This is a genomic window from Citrobacter sp. VF227 (assembly GCF_052950715.1).
The window spans coordinates 1-938 of record NZ_JBRFVF010000063.1 but is presented as its reverse complement, the minus strand read 5'-3'; the positions used below and the strand labels follow the sequence as shown (position 1 = coordinate 938).

Below are 938 nucleotides of genomic sequence, written 5' to 3'. Positions count from 1 at the left end.
GCACACGTAGACTGCCCGGGCCACGCCGACTATGTTAAAAACATGATCACCGGTGCTGCGCAGATGGACGGCGCGATCCTGGTTGTTGCTGCGACTGACGGCCCGATGCCGCAGACTCGTGAGCACATCCTGCTGGGTCGTCAGGTAGGCGTTCCGTACATCATCGTGTTCCTGAACAAATGCGACATGGTTGATGACGAAGAGCTGCTGGAACTGGTAGAAATGGAAGTTCGTGAACTTCTGTCTCAGTACGATTTCCCGGGCGACGACACGCCGATCGTTCGTGGTTCTGCTCTGAAAGCGCTGGAAGGCGAAGCAGAGTGGGAAGCGAAAATCATCGAACTGGCTGGCTTCCTGGATTCTTACATCCCAGAACCAGAACGTGCTATCGATAAGCCGTTCCTGCTGCCAATCGAAGACGTATTCTCCATCTCCGGTCGTGGTACCGTTGTTACCGGTCGTGTAGAGCGCGGTATCATCAAAGTTGGTGAAGAAGTTGAAATCGTTGGTATCAAAGAGACTGCCAAGTCTACCTGTACTGGCGTTGAAATGTTCCGCAAACTGCTGGACGAAGGCCGTGCTGGTGAGAACGTTGGTGTTCTGCTGCGTGGTATCAAACGTGAAGAAATCGAACGTGGTCAGGTACTGGCTAAGCCGGGCTCTATCAAGCCGCACACCAAGTTCGAATCTGAAGTGTACATTCTGTCCAAAGACGAAGGCGGCCGTCATACTCCGTTCTTCAAAGGCTACCGTCCGCAGTTCTACTTCCGTACTACTGACGTGACTGGTACCATCGAACTGCCGGAAGGCGTTGAGATGGTAATGCCGGGCGACAACATCAAAATGGTTGTTACCCTGATCCACCCAATCGCGATGGACGACGGTCTGCGTTTCGCAATCCGTGAAGGCGGCCGTACTGTTGGTGCGGGCGTTGTTGC

At 53.8% G+C, this 938-nt stretch carries 1 protein-coding gene; it reads left to right on the top strand.

Annotated elements, in window-relative coordinates:
• On the top strand, window positions 1–938 hold a 938-nt coding region (tuf, locus tag ACU8YC_RS25015; protein ID WP_446895961.1), incomplete at both ends, for an elongation factor Tu.